Annotated in this window: 13 protein-coding genes; 7 read left to right on the plus strand and 6 right to left on the minus strand. The window is 40.0% G+C overall.

Features of this window, described 5'->3' with window-relative positions:
- Positions 1-25: 25 nt before the first annotated feature.
- Positions 26-2,512 (minus strand): class I adenylate cyclase, encoded by a 2,487-nt coding sequence (locus tag HSP_RS0109280; protein WP_007526302.1) that lies wholly within the window; start codon positions 2,510-2,512, stop codon positions 26-28.
- Between the two features lie 251 nt (positions 2,513-2,763).
- Between HSP_RS0109280 and fabB the strand changes: the two genes are divergently transcribed.
- The gene (gene fabB / locus HSP_RS0109285) at positions 2,764-3,981 is read left to right on the plus strand and encodes a beta-ketoacyl-ACP synthase I (RefSeq protein ID WP_007526292.1); all 1,218 of its coding nucleotides are present in this window, start codon (positions 2,764-2,766) and stop codon (positions 3,979-3,981) included.
- 113 nt (positions 3,982-4,094) lie between these two features.
- Here fabB and aldA read toward each other — a convergent pair whose 3' ends face one another.
- Positions 4,095-5,540 carry an aldehyde dehydrogenase gene (aldA, locus tag HSP_RS0109290; RefSeq protein ID WP_007526342.1) on the minus strand — a complete coding sequence of 482 codons (1,446 nt, stop codon included), beginning with the start codon at positions 5,538-5,540 and terminating at the stop codon, positions 4,095-4,097.
- A gap of 88 nt (positions 5,541-5,628) precedes the next feature.
- Entirely contained in the window at positions 5,629-6,507 is an 879-nt protein-coding gene (locus tag HSP_RS0109295; RefSeq protein WP_007526336.1) for a cupin domain-containing protein, read from the minus strand.
- Positions 6,508-6,609: 102 nt separating this feature from the next.
- Here HSP_RS0109295 and HSP_RS0109300 point away from each other — a divergent pair, with 102 nt between their 5' ends.
- Entirely contained in the window at positions 6,610-6,951 is a 342-nt protein-coding gene (locus tag HSP_RS0109300; RefSeq protein WP_007526339.1) for a carboxymuconolactone decarboxylase family protein, read from the plus strand.
- A gap of 36 nt (positions 6,952-6,987) precedes the next feature.
- Here the strand turns inward: HSP_RS0109300 and HSP_RS0109305 are convergent, their stop codons facing one another.
- Positions 6,988-7,899, minus strand: coding sequence for a LysO family transporter (locus HSP_RS0109305; protein ID WP_007526419.1), 912 nt, complete (start codon positions 7,897-7,899; stop codon positions 6,988-6,990).
- Positions 7,900-7,992: 93 nt separating this feature from the next.
- On the opposite strand from HSP_RS0109305, the gene dinB reads away from it, so the two are divergent.
- Both dinB and htpX read left to right on the plus strand, forming a co-directional pair.
- The gene (gene dinB, locus HSP_RS0109310) at positions 7,993-9,075 is read left to right on the plus strand and encodes a DNA polymerase IV (RefSeq protein ID WP_007526409.1); all 1,083 of its coding nucleotides are present in this window, start codon (positions 7,993-7,995) and stop codon (positions 9,073-9,075) included.
- An 84-nt stretch (positions 9,076-9,159) separates the two neighbouring features.
- The gene (gene htpX / locus HSP_RS0109315) at positions 9,160-10,029 is read left to right on the plus strand and encodes a protease HtpX (RefSeq protein WP_007526321.1); all 870 of its coding nucleotides are present in this window, start codon (positions 9,160-9,162) and stop codon (positions 10,027-10,029) included.
- Positions 10,030-10,092: 63 nt separating this feature from the next.
- Here the strand turns inward: htpX and HSP_RS0109320 are convergent, their stop codons facing one another.
- On the minus strand, positions 10,093-10,590 hold the full coding sequence (locus tag HSP_RS0109320; RefSeq protein ID WP_007526304.1) for a YqaA family protein: 498 nt from the start codon (positions 10,588-10,590) through the stop codon (positions 10,093-10,095).
- Between the two features lie 204 nt (positions 10,591-10,794).
- Between HSP_RS0109320 and focA the strand changes: the two genes are divergently transcribed.
- The 3 genes from focA to pflB all read left to right on the plus strand — a co-directional run bounded on the left by focA (position 10,795) and on the right by pflB (position 14,495).
- The gene (gene focA / locus HSP_RS0109325) at positions 10,795-11,619 is read left to right on the plus strand and encodes a formate transporter FocA (RefSeq protein ID WP_007526377.1); all 825 of its coding nucleotides are present in this window, start codon (positions 10,795-10,797) and stop codon (positions 11,617-11,619) included.
- A gap of 2 nt (positions 11,620-11,621) precedes the next feature.
- Positions 11,622-12,077 carry a hypothetical protein gene (locus HSP_RS0109330; RefSeq protein ID WP_007526382.1) on the plus strand — a complete coding sequence of 152 codons (456 nt, stop codon included), beginning with the start codon at positions 11,622-11,624 and terminating at the stop codon, positions 12,075-12,077.
- A gap of 93 nt (positions 12,078-12,170) precedes the next feature.
- Positions 12,171-14,495 (plus strand): formate C-acetyltransferase, encoded by a 2,325-nt coding sequence (pflB, locus tag HSP_RS0109335; protein WP_007526284.1) that lies wholly within the window; start codon positions 12,171-12,173, stop codon positions 14,493-14,495.
- Positions 14,496-14,562: 67 nt separating this feature from the next.
- On the opposite strand, the gene HSP_RS0109340 is transcribed toward pflB, so the two are convergent.
- A complete protein-coding gene (locus tag HSP_RS0109340; RefSeq protein ID WP_010129952.1) occupies positions 14,563-16,617 on the minus strand; it encodes an ATP-binding protein in 2,055 nt (684 codons plus the stop codon).
- Between the last annotated feature and the right edge of the window lie 18 nt (positions 16,618-16,635).

The following is a 16,635-nucleotide window of genomic DNA, read 5'->3' on the forward strand; positions in this document are numbered from 1 at the left end:
GCGTGATTTTGCTAAATCACGCTTTTTATTGTTGTTTACGTTGTTGATATTCCCGATGCTGTTTGCTTTGAAAAGGCACAATCTGAACATTATCGCTTAATTCAATAAGCTGATAATACTGCGGAAAATTAAACCGCTCTCCCCATTCCCGCTCCTCTTTTTTGGCATAGAAACGATTGATTTCTTTGACTTTTTCTTCTTTGCTTCCCAAGCAATTGAAATAACTTTCTAGCTTATTTTGTTCATCAAGAATATAAACATTAAACAGTCCGTTAGCATTATCTTCAAAGAAGAACTGCAAAAAGCCTTCGCTGGCAAAATCGTTAATCACTTTGGGATAACGGGTTTTATATACGGCATTTTCATCGCGTTCACTTTTTGCAAAATCTTCGCCTAAATCGACCGCTTGTGGCAAACAAAACAGAGCAAATGGCGCTTCTTCAAAAATAAATCCCCAATGTTTTTCTTGCTCAACTTGCACTTCGATAATCGTTTTATCGTAAATAGTTCCCGTGTGAATACTAATACAACGATCCACCAGTTCCGCAATAGATTCTCGTAATTCCAAACGCAATTTTTTGCTATAACAGAACACATTAACTGATTGCGGTGGCGCTGAACCACGGTAGATTTTATTCGACAGGAATTTTAACGCCTTAAGTAAGGCTTCTTTACCTTCTACGTGCTGCGTGCGGATTTCATTCCACATATTACGATAAATAATATCCACACTGCCAATCAACTGCGCTTCCCCACCCGCAAAATTGAATAAATCCGCTTGGGTAATTTTGCGAATACGTTCTGTCTTAATATGTTCGGTCGGATCAACCGTCAAATTCACCGCAAAGATTAAATGACGAATCTCATTCGGGTGCAATAGTTCTTCATTACCGACAATAGGCCCTTTGGTTGGAAAAGAAATGCGTAAATCTGTAATGAATTGACGGAAATTCAGCAAACTTACATGGCGGCTGACAACATGCAAACGACTTTCTGCCGTCAAAATGCCATTAAAATATGCCCATGCAACTAATTTTGTGAGATCTTTTTGATACTCGACAAAGCGATCGGGATTCTCATACTCTGAGCTAGGTGCTTGATTCAGCAAATACCAACCCGGCCTCATCATTGAGCCTTCCCGACCTTCAATAAAGGTAAGATTTTTCTCCGCCAAATTCTGAGAAATTCTCGGATTTAGCAAAGTCACTTTACCCGGCAATACTTCAAACACTGAGTAAAGTTTGCGCATTAAAATATCAATATCGTTTGCCATAATACTTGGATCAATATGAAATTTACGCGCAAATTGAATTAAGTTCCGATAACTTTGTAGCAATAAATCCACCAGCATTTGATGGTGTACTTTCACTTGCTTCGTTTTCCAACTGGCTCGCTGATTAAGGATTTCAAGCTCTTCTTCATCCCACTCCCAACTTTTTGCTAATTGTTGCAGTTGATAAGTACGCCAGTTCTCTTCATTTTCACCTTCCATTGCTTTTAAATAAAAGCATTGACGAATTCGATTTAAACGTACGAACTCTTTACGCTCAATTAAATATTCACTGACCTGATCTAACATAGCCAAATATGGGTCAAAGTGATAACGCACTTCCGTTTTACTTAACCATTTTTGCTTGAATGATTTAGAAATCAGTACAGTTTGTGGATAGTTATGCGCATAGCTTTCTAACAAGACAATTTTAATGGCGGATTTATATGGATTATCAATTCCCTTATAAAGCTGCCATAAACTGGCACCAAAAAATTCAGCGGTGGAAAGCGCAGAAAAATCACCAAAATCTACCCACGCCTGCATATCAATTTCTGACAAATGATGGCGTTGTTGGTATTGTTCATCGGTTAAATGTAACCAAAGTAAACGCTTACCAGCAAGGCGAATGGCGGAGCGATAAAACTCATCTAATAAGAAAAAATGCTGTGCTGAACCACTATGCTCTTCACTGACACTATGCTGATCTAAATGGGCACTAAAGCGCGCAGGATTCATTAAATAGATAGTTACATCAACATCAAAACCTTTTGCCCAAGCGCAAAGACGTGCAATTTTTTGCTCCATCAGCTGAAGCTGTTCTGCACTTAAATGTTCAGGATAACAAAGCCATAAATCCAAATCGGAATATTGTGTTTGTGTAATCGACCCCGTACTGCCCATTGAATAGAGAGCATCGAAAGCGGTAGTTTTTTCTAAATGTTTTGCTAATTTGGCTTGTGGCAATAACGCAGTAATAAACCGCTGTTGATAGTGATTAGGAGAAAAGTGCGCAATCCCAGCTGGGGCATTTTCCACATACCCCGGTAACTCTGGTTCATTAAGATGAATCAGAATCGGGATCAGTTGGAAAACATGACGATAATAAGGTTGGTTCGCGGCAAAAGCGCGTTTGATTCGATATTGATTTAACGCTTCGACTCGTTCTATAGCAAAGGCTAATTGGGCTGAAAATGGCGAAACCGCACTTTTATAAGGCAATAAGAGATCGCGAGTTTTCATGCACCTTCCTTAAACGAATCAAAATGCGCCCAATTTAAGCATTTTCACTCCAAAAGTAAAGCCTTCATTTCGGTAAGCACTTGTTCCATTATGTAAAAAAACAGCTCGGATCAGCGCGCTTGTTTTTGCTACACTGTTCAGACCACTAATAAAATAGTGTATTATATTTAAGTTTCTCTAGCTTATATCAGCGAACAAGTGTAAGCTGAACGCAATTTAAATCGTTTTCACATTAAAAAGGAAAAATCAGAATGAAACGTGTTGTAATCACTGGTTTAGGTGTTATCTCAAGTATTGGTAACAACAAAGAAGAAGTTTTAGCGTCATTAAAAGCGGGTAAATCAGGTATTGAATTCGTACCAGAATTTGCTGAAGTCGGTATGCGTAGCCAAGTTGCCGGCACCATTAAATTAAACCCAGCTGAACTTATCGACCGTAAAGTTTATCGCTTCATGGGTGATGCAGCCGCTTATGCTTACCTTTCAATGAAAGAAGCGATTGAAGATTCAGGCTTAACTGAAGATCAAGTTTCAAACGATCGTACCGGCTTAGTCATTGGTGCAGGTACAGGTTCAGCACATAGCCAATTAGTGGCGTGTGATGCAGTGCGTGGCCCACGTGGCGTGAAAGCGATTGGCCCTTATGCAGTAACCAAAACCATGGCATCAAGTGTTTCTGCTTGTTTAGCTACACCTTACAAAATTCGTGGTGTGAACTATTCTATCAGCTCAGCTTGTGCAACCTCTGCACACTGTATCGGTCATGCGATGGAACTTATCCAATTAGGTAAGCAAGATATCGTCTTTGCAGGCGGCGCAGAAGAACTTTCTTGGGAATGTGCTACCGAATTTGATGCAATGGGCGCGGTATCAACTAAATATAATGACACACCAACCAAAGCAAGCCGTGCTTATGATGCGAACCGTGACGGTTTCGTTATCGCTGGTGGTGGTGCTGTAGTCGTGGTTGAAGAATTAGAACACGCTTTAGCCCGTGGTGCGAAAATCTATGCAGAAATCGTAGGCTATGGCGCAACTTCAGACGGTTATGACATGGTAGCACCAAGCGGTGAAGGTGCAGAGCGTTGCATGAAACAAGCGTTAGCAACCGTAAACGGCGAAGTGGAATACATCAACGTACACGGTACATCAACACCAGTAGGCGATGTAAAAGAGCTTGGCGCAATTAAAAATGTATTTGGTGACAAATCTCCTGCGATTTCATCAACCAAATCAATGACAGGTCACTCTTTAGGTGCAGCAGGCGCGCACGAAGCAATCTACTCATTGTTAATGTTAGATAACGATTTCATCGCACCAAGCATCAACATTGAAGAATTAGATGAACAAGCAAAAGGCTTAAATATCGTGACTGAACGTCAAGACAAAGCATTAACTACTGTTATGTCAAACAGCTTCGGTTTCGGCGGTACTAACGCGACCTTAATTTTCCAAAAATATAAAGGCTAATTAACAAGCCTGTGCTAAAAACATTTGCCCCGTGATGAAAACCATCACGGGGCAATTTTTTACAAGCGATCAGATTTTGCAAAACCTTTACGAAATCTGACCGCTTGTCACTATTAGTTAATCTCTTGATCGTATTGGAGATAAACCACGTGAGTTTGGAGGTACTCTTCTAAACCATGTTTACCGTCTGCGCCACCAATACCTGATTTGCGCCAACCAGCGTGGAAGCCTTGCATTGCTTCAAAGTTTTCACGGTTAACATAGGTTTCACCAAATTTTAAGCGAGAAATTACTTTCATTGCTTTATTGATGTTTTGCGTATAAACCGAAGAAGTTAAGCCATATTCACAATCATTCGCTAATTGAATTACCTCATCAACTGTATCAAAGGTAGCCACTGGAATCACTGGTGCGAAAATTTCTTCACGTAAAATCGCCATATCGTTGCTCACATCAGCAATGACCGTTGGCTCAAAATAATGCCCTTTACCTTGAACAGCTTTACCACCAAGCAAGAGCTTACCACCCGCTTTAATGGCTTCATCTACCATTTTTTGAGCATGTTGTTGACCTTGCAGATTCACCATTGGTCCCATGTCTAAACTCTCATCTGCTAATGGATCACCAAAGCGAACTTTTTTCATCAGCTCCACTAATTTTTCAGTAAAGGCTTCTTTTACTTCACGTTGAACATAAATACGTTCTGCACAGTTACACACCTGCCCGCTGTTAATCACACGAGAGGCAACAATCGCTTTCGCGGCTAAATCTAAATCAGCATCTGCAAATACAATCGCAGGCGCTTTTCCGCCTAATTCAAGGTTGACTTTAGTAATGTTTTGGCTTGCCGCTTCCATGACTTTACGACCAGCTGGCTCACTTCCTGTTAATGAAACCAAGCCAACTTTTGGATTGGCTGAAAGCTCATAACCAATTTCGCCACCAGAGCCATGAACAACGTTGAACACACCTTTTGGTAAACCCACTTGATGAACAATTTCAGAAAATAAAACTGCGTTAATTGGTGAATCCACACTTGGTTTTACCACAATAGTATTCCCCGTAACCAACGCTGGCGCCATTTTGCGAGCAATTAAAAAGAACGGGAAGTTCCACGGTAAAATACCGGTTGTTACACCAATAGGTTTTTTGTAGATAAAAATATGCTCATTTGGGCGGTCACTTTGGACGATTTCGCCTTCATAACGGCGCGCCCATTCTGCCATATAATCCATATAGTCTGCAGTAAAGTTAACTTCAACGCGGGCAAGCGGTAAAACTTTACCCATTTCAGCTGAAATGGTACGTGCAATTTCTTCTGATCTTTCGCGAATGCCTGAAGCAATTTTACGTAAATAGCCTGCACGTTCAATTGCAGGTAATTTTTCCCAAGCCAGTTGTGCCTGTTCAGCATAATCAATTGCCGCTCTTGCATCTTCTGCTGTTCCTTTAGTCACTACAGCAATGACTTCTTCAGTGGCTGGGTTAAATACTTCAAAAGTATTACCGCTTCTAGATTCTACAAATTCACCATTGATATACATTTTGAGTGTGCTCATTCTTTTCTCCTTTTGTGTGAATGATGCCGTTATTCTAATGTTATATTTGTGAAAAGAATGTGAAATAGATCACAGAAATCAACATTCGTTATTTACGATATTGGCTCGGTGAAAGCTGATAAGCACTTTTAAACGCTTTAGAAAAATGCGCTTCCGTTTGATAACCAACGGCTAATGCAATTTCCAATACACTTTTTTGCGTGCTCTTCAGTAAATAAGCAGCTTGTTGCAACCGAATTTTTGTTAAAAATTTTGCTGGTGGTAAACCCAGTTGCTGCTGAAATACACGACAAAAATTAGCGCGCGACATATTCGATAGCTCGGCTAACTCTTCCACTCGCCAAGCTGATTCAGGTGTTTGTAAAATAGCCATTAACGCTTGATTAAGCCGTTTATTCTTTAAAGCAAACAAAATCCCTTGGTTTAATTCGCCTTGCCCAGCAACATAACGCAAAATATAAATAAAAAGAATGTTTGAAAGTGCATCAATGACCGATTTTGAGCCCATATTTGCATGATTAGCTTCTTGTAAAAACAGTTCGATTAACGGAAAAATTGGCGTATCTTTTAACCGAATGTGCAAATAATCTGGCAAGGCACTAATAAGCAACGCTTCTTTTTGATAATAAAATCGTCCGCAAAACATTTTAAAATCGGGCGAACTCTGGCCAATTTGATGCACGGTAAAATGCCCTGCTTTTGCCGTTTTGACCAAGCTTAATTCAGTATCTTGTGTTCCTAACGCATGTTGCTGATGTTGAGGTAAGAAAAAAAGATCGCCCGCTTCTAATTCAAAACATTGATTCCCAATACTTAACCAACAACTCCCCTGTTCGATTAAATGGAATAGCCCTTGAGTTTCATAAACCTCACTATGCTGAATCTGCCAGTCGCCTTGAAACAAGCAACGAATATTAATCTCACCTTGAATTTGAGCCAGTTGTATCAATTTATCTAAATAGTCCATTTTGAGCGTTCCATAATAAAAAATGAGTGAATTTGGCAATTATTATAGCCAAATTTACTTAAAATAAACGCATAAATTACGCATACAATGGAGAAAAATATTATGTTTGCAGATTGGAAAAACGATGTTGCCCATGTTAAAAAATCTTTTGGCGCACTCGGTAAAAAACACCCTAAAATGTTACAAGCTTACCAAGCACTAGGCGCAGCAGCAGCTGAAGGCAATGTATTAGATGCAAAAACGCGCGAGCTTATCGCGCTTGCGGTTGCAGTTACAACGCGTTGTGAAAGCTGTATCGGCGTACATGCAGAAGAAGCGGTAAAAGCTGGCGCAACGGAAGAAGAAGTGGCAGCAGCATTAGCAATGTCAATCGCGTTAAATGCAGGGGCAGCTTATACCTATTCTTTAAGAGCGTTAGAAGCCTATAACGCACAAAAAGAATAAGATAAAAACAGGGCGCTATCAGAAGCGCCCTTTTGTTTAACTCGCTAAATGGATAAATAAACTCAATAAAATCGGCGGAAGTAAATTCGTGATAAACCCAAAACTAATTGAAAGTGGTACCATTTGCGTTCCACCTGATTTTTGAATAACAGGTAGCATACAATCTAATGAAGTTGCGCCACCTAGCCCGATAGCCGTTGAAGGCAAACGCGGCATCAATAATGGAATTAAAAATAGACAAACGATCTCGCGGGAAATGTCATTGAAAAAAGCGATACTACCATCAACCGCGCCCCAAGCATCATAAACCAACACGCTAGAAAGCGAATACCAACCAAAAGCTGAAGCAAATGCCATGCCCTTCATCACAGGTAAGTCTAAATAACATGCCGCTAATGCCCCACCAAGCAAGCTAGTTACCATAAAAATGAGCGCCGTATAAATGCCTCGCTGATTGAAAAAGACCTGTCTAAGTGGAATACCACTATTACGCAGCTGAATACCAACCCCAAACACCATCAGCATTACCGCATAAGTGCTAGTGCCCATTGGAAAAGCAAGCCATCCTTTCGTCCAATATCCAACTAAAGCACCCAATGCAGTCGTTCCAATTAAACGAAACGAATCCCATAACATTCGCCAGTGAGAAGGTTTTTCACCGTTTTGATTTTCTGTCCTCACCATCGGGAAAAACTTATCATAAAGCCCAATACCGATAATATTGCAACTTAGAATAGTGATACTCAATCCAAATGCCGTATGCCCAATCAATGGTAATTTGCTACCAAGATCATCTAACTGCCCCAGTGAAATCCCAATCACTAATAAAATAATATACAAACAAGCGCTCACAACGCGATCCACCCAACGCATGATGCGGGGTTGTGAAACTTTAAAAAAATATCCCAATACAAGCGGGATAAAAACCATCGCTAATCCAAATAACATACGCCCTCCAATAACACTTGACCTTTCCTATTCCGTGATTAAAATAACACTGTTTTTTCATACATTTTTTCATATTACAAGCGGTCTTATTTTATGGCAAATTTGCAAAATTATCAGCGTAAAATTATCCACATTGATATGGATTGCTTTTATGCCGCCATTGAAATGCGTGATGATCCTTCGCTCGTTGGCAAACCTGTGGCAGTAGGTAGCGATGTTTATCAACACGGCGTGCTGACCACTTGTAATTATGAGGCAAGAAAATTTGGCTTACACAGCGCCATGCCAACTGCACAAGCCCTTAAACGCTGCCCAAACTTAATTTTACGCCCTGTTAATATGGCTTATTACAAAAGCGTTTCAGCACAAATTCATCAAATTTTTCGCCACTATACCGACATTATTGAACCGCTTTCACTTGATGAAGCTTTTTTAGATGTAACGGATAGCGCACACTGCTCAGGCTCTGCCACCTGGATTGCAGAAGCGATCCGGCAAGCGATTGCGCAAGAATTACAACTGACTGCCTCTGCTGGCGTAGCGCCTTTAAAATTTTTAGCCAAAATTGCATCTGACCAAAACAAACCAAACGGTATTTTTGTTATTCCCCCTGAAAAAGTGGCTGACTTTATTCATCAATTACCGCTGAAAAAGATTCCTGGCGTCGGCAAAGTCACACAAGAAAAATTAACACAGCTCGGATTACAGACTTGTGCAGATATTCAACAATCTGACCAAGCGTTAATTTACAAAACCTTTGGTAAATTCGGGCAACGGTTATGGGCATTTAGCCACGGCATTGACAACCGTTCAATTGAGCCCAATCGCCCAAGAAAATCTGTTGCAGTTGAAAATACATTAATCACGCCAATAGATAATCTAGATGAGGCAAAAAACATTGTTAGCCAACAATTTGAGACCCTTAAACAACGATTAAATAGAAATTGTAAAGATATTCCTCTTAGCGAATTTAAGAAATTAGGCATTAAACTCAAATTTGATGATTTCAGCCAAACCACTTTAGAAAGAACCATGAATGGGCTTACATTAGCGCGTTTTCTTACCTTGCTAGAACAAATATGGGAGCGGCGCGCCAAACGTAAAATTCGTTTAATTGGCTTAAACGTGCATTTACCAAATAAAAAAATTACTCATCAATTAAATTTATGGGAATAATCGGCGTCTAACGCTTGAAATTACGCAAATTTGCCTCATTATAAGGCAAGTTTTTTTACTTTTCTTTTTTTGGAGAATTCAATAATGGCAAAACGTGTCATTTTATTTTTGTTGATGAACTTAGCAGTGATGTTTGTATTGAACATCGTGCTACAAATTATTTTTAAAGTCACTGGCATTCAAGGTGGAAGCACCGCAGGTATTTTAGTGATGTCTGCTGTCTTTGGTTTCGCAGGCTCCTTGATTTCACTATTTTTGTCAAAAACTATGGCATTACGCTCTGTGGGTGCAGAAATTATTACTACACCACGCACACAAACAGAACAATGGTTATTTAACACCGTGCAACGCCAAGCACAGCAAGCTAATATTCCAATACCAGATATTGCGATTTATCACTCAGCGGATGTTAATGCTTTTGCAACCGGTGCAACGAAAAGCAATTCTTTAGTGGCAGTCAGCACAGGCTTATTAAATAACATGACAGAAGCGGAAGCAGAAGCGGTTATTGCGCATGAAATCTCTCATATTGCCAACGGCGATATGGTTACCATGACCTTATTACAAGGCGTGCTTAACACCTTTGTGCTTTTCTTATCGCGCATTATTTCTACCGCAGCTTCTAGCTCTCGTGATGAAAACGGTAACTCAAGCCAAAACGCTTTAGTTTTCTGGGTGGTTGATATTGTGTTACAAATGGTCTTTGGCGTGATTGCGACCATGATCGCAATGTGGTTCTCACGTTATCGTGAATTCCGTGCTGATGCCGGTTCTGCACAATTAGTCGGAAAAGAAAAAATGATTGCGGCACTAGAACGCTTACAACGCATTCATGAGCCGCAACAACTTGAAGGTTCTTTAGCTGCATTTATGATCAATGCACCAAAAACAAAAGAACTTTTTATGAGCCATCCGCCGTTAGAAAAACGTATCGCAGCGTTACGTAGCTTATAATATTATAATCTAACAAGCGGTCATATTCTGCAAAATTTTTGCGAAATATGACCGCTTGCATATTTAACCGACCACATATTTTAAAAGTGGGTACAGGCTAACTAATAAAATTAAATAACGGCAAAATTTGCCAATAGTAATAAAAATGACACTAGCCACAGCGGGAAAACGTAACCAGCCTGCAATAGCACATAAAATATCACCTACAAATGGCAACCAGCTCAGTAGCAGGACATATACGCCATATTTTTCACTCTTCTCTAACGCCCACTTAACCAATCTCTTTTGACTATTTATTGGCTTTGGCGCAAGCATTCCCATCGCATAAGTCACAATACTACCTAAACTATTTCCAACTGTTGCCACTAACACTAATAACCACAACTCAGCATGCCAAAAAGATTCATGGGCATAGATCGATTTTGAAGCTAATGCACTAAATACAATTTCAGAATTGCCAGGCAAAACTGTCGCACTTAAAAAAGCACTTAAAAACAAGAACAACCACTGATTTTCATTTGAAGAAAAAAAGCCAAAAAAAGCGAGAAGGTAATCAGTCATACGGAGATCTTTGTGATAAATTTGTTAAATTACTGTATCAATTCTTTAATGTAATTTTGCTATTTTGTTTAATTTTGATGTGAATCAATCTTTTTTTCCAATTTAACCAAAATTGAGTAAGAAATAAGTTTGCTCCACCTCTTAAGAGGTCTATAATTCTGACAAACTTTAATTATTATTTAAATCTAAAATTAAGGAATGCCTATGTTTTCTCCTGCTGAAATGGCAAAAATTACAGAAGATGGCGCAGTGTATAAAGCCACTAAACATCAGCTCTATTCTTTTATTTCAGCCATTGTTGCCGGAGGATTTATTGCGCTTGCCTTTGTTTTCTATACAACCACTCAAACGGGCAGTGCAGATATACCATGGGGCGTTGCCAAACTGATTGGCGGCACCGTCTTTTCACTCGGCGTAACGATGTGTGTCGTTTTTGGCGCTGAACTTTTTACTTCTTCTACCCTAACAGCCGTTGCTAAAGCAACTCACCGCATTACATGGGGTCAAATGTTTAAAAACTGGCTTGTTGTTTATGGCGGCAATTTTATTGGCGGATTAAGCGTGGTTGCACTCATTTGGTTTGCTGGACAAATTATGGCTGCCAATGGGCAATGGGGACTCACTATCTTAAAAACTGCCCAACATAAAATCCATCATACATGGATGGAAGCTTTCACGCTTGGTATTCTTTGTAACATCATGGTTTGTGTCGCAGTATGGATGGCAAATGCTGGTAAGTCATTAACTGATAAAGCCTTTATCATGATTTTACCCATTGCTTTATTCGTTTCTTCAGGCTTTGAGCACTGTGTTGCCAATATGTTTATGATTCCAATGGGTATTGCGATTGCACAAGGTGCCGAACCTTCATTTTGGGCTGCAATTGGCGTTGACCCTGCAACTTATGCTGACTTAGATTTATCTCATTTTATCGTGAAAAACCTTATTCCAGTTACCCTTGGTAACATTGTCGGTGGAGTATTCTTTATTGGCTTAGTCCAATGGTTTTTACATATTAGGGAGCATTAAAAATGAAATTACTTCGAATGATTTTTCTGGCATTGATTGTCAGTGCATGTAGTAGCCCTAAAGCTGATAGCTCTGCTACAGCAAAACAAGAATTTGCCCAATTTGCAAAAATGGCAGAAACTTTAGATAACGAATTCATTGATGAATCACGTAATTTCCTTACTGAAAATGGACATCTAACTGGCGATAAAGCAAAAAAAAGCGCACTTAAATGGCTTAAGGAAATTGATAGCAAGCAAATTCAAAAGATGAATAGCTTACAGATAAAAGATCCCCAAGTTAACAGATTGAGAACGCTCTTTATCCAAAATAAACTAGATATTGAAAAAGCGGTTGAGAATAATGGATTTGTAAAAAAACCAAGCGTAAAAGCGATGAAAATAAATCAAAAATTAAAACGTGATAACACCGAATACGACCAGTTATTTGATACTTTGAAGAAAAAATATCCGCTTTAAATAAACATAAGCGGTCAAAAAAGAATAAGATTTTACAAACTCCGATGCTTAGCATCACCCATTTTGGAAATAACATACAGAGGACTTTATAAAATGACTCAACTCACAGATGCCCAACAAAAAGCCTGGGCCGGTTTTGTCGGTGGCGACTGGCAAACTGAAGTAAACGTTCGAGATTTTATCCAAAAAAACTATACCCCATATGAAGGCGATGAGTCTTTCTTAGCTGGTGCAACTCCTGCTACCACTAAATTATGGGAAGAAGTAATGGAAAAAATCAAAGTTGAGAATAAAACGCACGAACCGTATGACATCGATTGCGATATTCCATCTACCATTACCTCACACAAACCGGGCTATATCGACCAAGCGCTTGAAAAAATCGTTGGTCTTCAAACTGATGCACCATTAAAACGTGCAATTATGCCATTTGGTGGGATCAACATGGTAAAAGGCTCTTGCCAAGTTTACCGTCGCGAATTAAACCCTGAAGTAGAAAAAATCTTCACTGAATACCGTAAAACCCACAACCAAGGTGTGTTTGATGTTTATACACCAGACATTCTTCGTTGCCGTCGTTCAGGCGTAATTACTGGTTTACCAGATGCTTACGGTCGTGGTCGTATTATCGGTGACTATCGTCGTTTAGCGATTTATGGTGCAGATTTCTTAATGAAAGACAAACAACGTCAGTTTGCTTCATTACAACCACGCTTAGAAGCGGGCGAAGATATTCAAGCAACCATTCAATTACGTGAAGAAATTGCTGAACAACACCGAGCTTTAGGTCAAATTAAAGAGATGGCGGCAAGCTATGGCTTTGACGTTTCTCGTCCAGCTGAAACTGCACAAGAAGCAGTACAATGGGTATATTTTGCTTACCTTGCTGCGGTGAAATCACAAAATGGTGCAGCAATGTCATTCGGTCGTGTTTCTTCATTCTTAGATATTTATATCGAGCGTGATTTAAAAGCAGGCAAAATTACCGAAACTGAAGCTCAAGAGTTAATCGACCACTTAGTAATGAAATTACGTATGGTACGTTTCTTACGTACACCTGAATACGATCAACTCTTCTCTGGCGACCCAATGTGGGCAACTGAAACCTTAGCAGGTATGGGTTTAGACGGCCGTACTTTGGTAACCAAAACCAGCTTCCGTATTCTAAACACCCTATACACCATGGGTCCATCGCCTGAGCCTAACTTAACCATTCTTTGGTCTGAACAGCTTCCAGCAGGCTTTAAACACTATGCGGCTAAAGTTTCTATTGATACCTCATCAGTTCAATACGAAAACGATGACTTAATGCGTCCAGACTTCAACAACGATGACTATGCAATCGCATGTTGCGTATCGCCAATGGTGGTAGGTAAACAAATGCAATTCTTTGGTGCGCGTGCAAACTTAGCGAAAACCTTGTTATACGCGATCAATGGTGGTGTAGATGAAAAATCAGGCGACCAAGTTGGTCCAAAAACTGATCCAATTTCAAGCGAATACTTAGATTACGATGAAGTAATGGAAAAAATGGATCACTTCATGGATTGGTTAGCAACCCAATATGTGACTGCATTGAATATTATCCACTTCATGCATGATAAATATGCATATGAAGCTGCGTTAATGGCATTCCATGACCGTGACGTATTCCGCACTATGGCTTGTGGTATCGCGGGACTTTCTGTGGCAGCAGACTCACTTTCAGCAATTAAATATGCGAAAGTAAAACCAATTCGTAGCGATATTGAAATCAAAAACAAAAAAGGCGAAGTGCTTGGTGTAGCGAAAAATGTGGCAACCGACTTCGAAATTGAAGGCGAATACCCACAATTCGGTAACAATGATAACCGTGTAGACGATATTGCGGTTGATTTAGTTGAGCGTTTCATGAAAAAAATCCAAACGCACAAAACATATCGCAACGCAACCCCAACACAATCTGTGCTTACCATTACCTCTAACGTGGTTTATGGTAAAAAAACTGGTAACACCCCAGATGGACGCCGTGCAGGTGCACCATTTGGTCCTGGTGCAAACCCAATGCACGGACGTGACCAAAAAGGTGCTGTGGCTTCATTAACTTCTGTTGCTAAATTGCCATTTGCTTACGCGAAAGATGGTATCTCTTATACCTTCTCTATCGTACCAAATGCATTAGGTAAAGATTATGAAGCACAAAAACGTAACCTTGCAGGTTTAATGGACGGTTACTTCCACCACGAAGCCGTGGTTGAAGGTGGTCAGCACTTAAATGTGAACGTGTTAAACCGTGAAACCTTGTTAGATGCAGTAGAACACCCTGAAAAATACCCACAATTAACTATTCGTGTTTCAGGCTATGCTGTGCGTTTCAACTCTTTAACTAAAGAGCAACAACAAGACGTTATTACACGTACTTTCACAGAATCGTTCTAAGCAACAAAACACAATAGAATGAGCTAAAAAAACCTCCACAAATTGCTTGTGGAGGTTTTATTTTAGGTTAACAGAACCCTATCCGCCTTGTCGTTGCAGAAAACGCTGGTTTCACTTCACATTCACCTTGTAATGCGCTCAGCCAATCTTGCACCTTTTGAAAAGGAGAAAACTGGTGACGACGAGCCACCGCAGCAAAATCACCAGGCGTCAGCAGATTAAGCGATTCAATCTGACTTAAATCCTCTTCCGATAACAACGGCAACCCTAAAATTTCCGCTTGTTGTTTAGCAAAATCTAAACGTTGTGGCAGCGTTAAATAATCAAACTTCAATTTCAAGTCAAAACGGCGTAATGCTGCAGGATCAAGCACTTCAATCAGGTTTGTTGAAACCACCATCAATCCCTCAAAACGTTCAATTTGCGTTAGCATTTCATTTACTTGTGAACGCTCCCAGCTTCGATTTGCGCCTTCTCGAGAAAATAAGAATGTATCCACTTCATCTAGCACCAATAATGCATTATCAGCTTTCGCTTGCTCAAAAGCTTGTGCGATATTCCGTTCTGTCCCGCCCACATAAGGATCGAGCAAATCAGACCCTTTGCAAAGCAACAACGGCATATCTAACTGCTCGGCAAGCCAACCTGCCCAAGCGGTTTTCCCTGTTCCAGGTGGACCATAGCAACAAATTCGCCCTTTTTTCGAGCGTTTTAGCCCTTCACTTATACGATGAATATTGTCATTACAAGCCACATAATCCAAGTTATAGTCAGCTTTACCTAAAACAAGCGGTTCGATTTTCGGTTTATTTTGCGATTTTAACGTTTGATTAAACATCATGAGCAAAGTCTCAGCAAAATTTGACGTATTGAGTTCCTTTGCCACCCGAATTGTGCGGCTTAAAATCGCAGGCGTTAATGACCGCACTTTAGCAAAATGCTGGACATAAGCCGGACTTAATTTTCCCTCGGCCAACTGCGTAATGAGTGCCGATTTATTTCTCAACGGCAAATCAGGCATTTCTAAAATAAAATCAAAGCGACGTAAAAAAGCAGGATCTATGCCAAAAACAGAATTAGATAGCCAAATCATCGGCACGTTATTATTCTCCAGTAACTGATTTGTCCATGCTTTATTTTTTTGTGCAACAGAACGCTCCATGAGCGAGCCGTTAAACACATCTTCAATTTCATCAAAAATTAAAAGCGCTTGCTTGCCGTTTAATAACGTTTGAGCAAGGCGACTGTAGTTCAGGCGTTGCTCTGCCTTCACAACATCTCCGTCAGAATCCATATAAGTAATGTTATACGCCGAAATCCCTAATGCTTGTGCAAGCAATCCGGCAAATTCGGTTTTACCGGTGCCGGGCTCGCCATAAATTAAAAGATTCACGCCTTTCTGATGATGTTTTAGTGCTTGTTGCAAATAGGTCAACATCATATCTTTCATGCTAGCAATATGTACAAAATCATCCAGTTGCAGACTTGGCACTTGAGGTATTTCTGTACAAGATTTCAACAGAGCATATTCATTTAGAGGCTGTGTTACAAATTCATCAAAATCTAAGGTTTCGCCCCACGCTAAATAATCTTGCACACCATCTAGGCGATAATTCCGCTCAATTAGCCCATAAGCATCAAGTTTACTGCCTTTCTTTAAGGCGGACAGAATCTCATTTTTCGGCTGTTTCAGTAAATCTGCCATGATCGTAGCCGTTCTTTGTAAATCCGATTTCGGCAAGCACTCAAACAAATCCTGCATAGCTCCTTCACTACGTAAATGCATGGCAAAGCGGAGAAGTTCCTGCTCAACGGGATTCAGCTGCAAAAATTCCGCCAAACTTGCTAAATTTTCATAAGCTTGTTTCCATAACTCCGATAAAAGTGCGGTAGATTTTTGAAGTGTTTTATAACGCTCTTTTAAAAGCTGACGAGCAACCGTGCGTAGATTTTTATCATTCTCTAATTCTTCAGGCAGCCCAAACGCACTGGCAATTTCATCACTTCGCCAACTACTCTCTCGAAACACTTCGGAAAAACCTTTATGCTCAAATAAAATTTTGAGCATCATATTTTCAGTATAAGAAGACACTGTCGGTGGGTTTAATTTATATTCGGACATAAAAAATACTCCTTACTG

The sequence above is a fragment of the Haemophilus sputorum CCUG 13788 genome (genome assembly GCF_000238795.1).
GTDB classification, from domain to species: Bacteria; Pseudomonadota; Gammaproteobacteria; order Enterobacterales; family Pasteurellaceae; genus Haemophilus_A; species Haemophilus_A sputorum.

Coding starts and splice junctions, on each gene's coding strand:
- HSP_RS0109280 (WP_007526302.1), bottom strand. CDS start 2,512: ATGAAAACTCGCGATCTCTTATTGCCTTATAAAAGTGCGGTTTCGCCA.
- fabB (WP_007526292.1), top strand. CDS start 2,764: ATGAAACGTGTTGTAATCACTGGTTTAGGTGTTATCTCAAGTATTGGT.
- aldA (WP_007526342.1), bottom strand. CDS start 5,540: ATGAGCACACTCAAAATGTATATCAATGGTGAATTTGTAGAATCTAGA.
- HSP_RS0109295 (WP_007526336.1), bottom strand. CDS start 6,507: ATGGACTATTTAGATAAATTGATACAACTGGCTCAAATTCAAGGTGAG.
- HSP_RS0109300 (WP_007526339.1), top strand. CDS start 6,610: ATGTTTGCAGATTGGAAAAACGATGTTGCCCATGTTAAAAAATCTTTT.
- HSP_RS0109305 (WP_007526419.1), bottom strand. CDS start 7,899: ATGTTATTTGGATTAGCGATGGTTTTTATCCCGCTTGTATTGGGATAT.
- dinB (WP_007526409.1), top strand. CDS start 7,993: ATGGCAAATTTGCAAAATTATCAGCGTAAAATTATCCACATTGATATG.
- htpX (WP_007526321.1), top strand. CDS start 9,160: ATGGCAAAACGTGTCATTTTATTTTTGTTGATGAACTTAGCAGTGATG.
- HSP_RS0109320 (WP_007526304.1), bottom strand. CDS start 10,590: ATGACTGATTACCTTCTCGCTTTTTTTGGCTTTTTTTCTTCAAATGAA.
- focA (WP_007526377.1), top strand. CDS start 10,795: ATGTTTTCTCCTGCTGAAATGGCAAAAATTACAGAAGATGGCGCAGTG.
- HSP_RS0109330 (WP_007526382.1), top strand. CDS start 11,622: ATGAAATTACTTCGAATGATTTTTCTGGCATTGATTGTCAGTGCATGT.
- pflB (WP_007526284.1), top strand. CDS start 12,171: ATGACTCAACTCACAGATGCCCAACAAAAAGCCTGGGCCGGTTTTGTC.
- HSP_RS0109340 (WP_010129952.1), bottom strand. CDS start 16,617: ATGTCCGAATATAAATTAAACCCACCGACAGTGTCTTCTTATACTGAA.